Annotated in this window: 4 protein-coding genes; all 4 read right to left on the reverse strand. The window is 62.0% G+C overall.

Going from position 1 to position 2000, the window contains the following annotated elements:
• Positions 1-441 (reverse strand): ParB/Srx family N-terminal domain-containing protein (locus Q0288_RS03445; protein WP_299427229.1); only part of this gene is annotated, 441 nt, incomplete at its 3' end.
• An 89-nt stretch (positions 442-530) separates the two neighbouring features.
• Complete coding sequence (locus Q0288_RS03450; protein ID WP_299427232.1) at positions 531-737, reverse strand: hypothetical protein; 207 nt, start codon at positions 735-737, stop codon at positions 531-533.
• 20 nt (positions 738-757) lie between these two features.
• The gene (locus tag Q0288_RS03455) at positions 758-1138 is read right to left on the reverse strand and encodes a DUF6876 family protein (protein WP_299427235.1); all 381 of its coding nucleotides are present in this window, start codon (positions 1136-1138) and stop codon (positions 758-760) included.
• 11 nt (positions 1139-1149) lie between these two features.
• Positions 1150-1662 (reverse strand): hypothetical protein, encoded by a 513-nt coding sequence (locus Q0288_RS03460; protein WP_299427238.1) that lies wholly within the window; start codon positions 1660-1662, stop codon positions 1150-1152.
• Between the last annotated feature and the right edge of the window lie 338 nt (positions 1663-2000).

Raw genomic sequence — 2000 nt, forward strand, 5'->3', positions numbered from 1 at the left:
GTCGATGATGCCGTTCTCGATCAGCGAGTCCGCCAGGGCCTCGGCCTTGGGCTTGATCAGCACGGGCACGGGGTAGTCGAGGGTGAAGCCTTCGGCCTTGGTCGCCACCAGATGCAGCAGGGCTTTTAGGCGGGTGTGTCCGGCGCTGATGGCGATACGGTCGCCCTCGAGGTAGCCCACCAGATTTTGCAGCAGTCCGCTGCTCTGAATGCTGGCGGCGCGTTCCTCGATGTCGCGCTGTGCATAGTGCTTGCGGCTATTTTCGCCGTGGATGAGCTGGCCCAGTGGGAAGGTTTGGGCGGTGACTGGGGCAAGGGTGGGCGCAATCGCAACGGCTTTAGCCCTAACCGCTGGGGGTTTGGGGGCAAGTTTTGTAACCTTGGCAGTGGCTTTTGTGGCGGGCTTGGTGGCTGTATTGGCCGTCTTGTCGGGCTTCGACATAGTTGAATCCTTCCCGCATTTCCCCGTGCGGGTTCGGGCCAGGGGGTTTGACCTTCGACCTTTGACCTTCGACCTTCGACGTTCCGTCTTCACGGAATCCAAAAATGTGCTACCAAAACGGGCCTCCCCTCCTCTATGCGGTGTACTTCTTGCACACGGTCTGACCATCGCTCTTGCGTTTCATCCACAAAAAAACGCGGGGTATCTGGGGATTGCTCGAGCGGCTCCCTGGCTCTGATTTCGCACTCGAGAAACTCGGCCAATGCCTCGAGTTGTTGTAGGGTGAGCAGTTGCATATTCGGCCTCCTCGAGTTCGTCAGTTCTCGCTGGGCAACATCACGACCCAGACCCCGCCCTCGCCCAAGGCGGCGTAGAGCTTGACGTACTCGAGCGGAAAGTCGGTGTAGGGGATGTGCTGGGTGTAGTAGGGGGGTTGGCTCGGGCTGTGTTTGATCGTCACGACGGCGGACGAATCGGTCTTGACCAACTCCACCACCACGAACTCCGCGTGCTTGTAGTAGGGGTGTGCGCTGGCGATGATGTCCATCAGCCAGTAGGCTTCGGCCTTCTCGGCCAGGTACTTGGCCCCGTCGGTCAGGTAGACGGTGGTTCCGCACCAGTGGCGGGTGTAGGTCAGAGTCCCGGTGAAAAACCCGAGGCCGTGGGCCAGCTCTTTGGGGTCAGTCGGCTTGCTCATGGTCGGCTCCGTCACGCGGCGTGGGGCTGCGCGGTGGGCTGTGCCTCGGGGCGGGCCTCGAGGCGGAAGAGGTATAGACAGCCCTCGAGGCTCTCCACCGAGCCGAACTGCACGAAGGGCTCAAGGTCGCCCATGCGGATGAACACGTAAGCGTCCCGCTGGGAGAAGTCGGCGATGCGTTGGATTTGCTGCTCGAACTGGGGGCGGCTCTGAATGATGGCGGCCTTGCCCAGACGGCTTAAGGCCTCCTCGAGGGGGACTTCGCCCCGCTCGAGCCGGGTGATGGTGGCCTCCCCGAAGTATTGGCGGGTGTGCTCGAGGGCCGCCCCGAAGGTTCCCCTGTCACGGGTCTTGACCCCATGTTTGCCCTGCGGGGTGTAGCTGTAGGTGACGCGAAGGGTCTCGCCCTCCCCCACCCCGTAGCTCCACCACTCCACGCCGCGTTGCCGGTTGGCAGAGCCATTAAGCCGAACCGCCAGCATGTCCAGATGGCCCAGTATCGCGTTGTTGTTTTTCCCTTCCATAAACCTTACCTCTCCTTTGGAAACCCTGCTCGAAATCGGAATTTTTGCCTGTCGCCGTCGCCCTGTTGTCCCCCAACTGTTTTCCCCCGCCTCCTTGGCAGATGCCTCTAGCGCCGGGGTTCCCGAAAGTCAAAGGTCTGCCCGCAGGGACGGCGGCAGCGGGGTCGTGCCGCCGCCTTTGACTGGAGGGGTTCTCGGCGCTAATCTGCCGGGCAGGAGGCGGGGGAAGCGGGCAAGACCTTCCCCTCGGCTTTTGGCCTTGCCGTTCAACCCGACCCCAAGGTTTTGGCCGAGCAAGGTTGGGTTTTGCAAAGCACAACTGGCCTCTTGGTCGTGGG

Source organism: uncultured Meiothermus sp., assembly GCF_937863175.1.
Classification (GTDB): Bacteria; Deinococcota; Deinococci; order Deinococcales; family Thermaceae; genus Meiothermus.

What these genes read in the sequence shown, in the direction of transcription:
- Q0288_RS03450 (WP_299427232.1), bottom strand. Translation starts at nt 737, where the DNA reads ATGCAACTGCTCACCCTACAACAACTCGAGGCATTGGCCGAGTTTCTC.
- Q0288_RS03460 (WP_299427238.1), bottom strand. Translation starts at nt 1,662, where the DNA reads ATGGAAGGGAAAAACAACAACGCGATACTGGGCCATCTGGACATGCTG.
- Q0288_RS03455 (WP_299427235.1), bottom strand. Translation starts at nt 1,138, where the DNA reads ATGAGCAAGCCGACTGACCCCAAAGAGCTGGCCCACGGCCTCGGGTTT.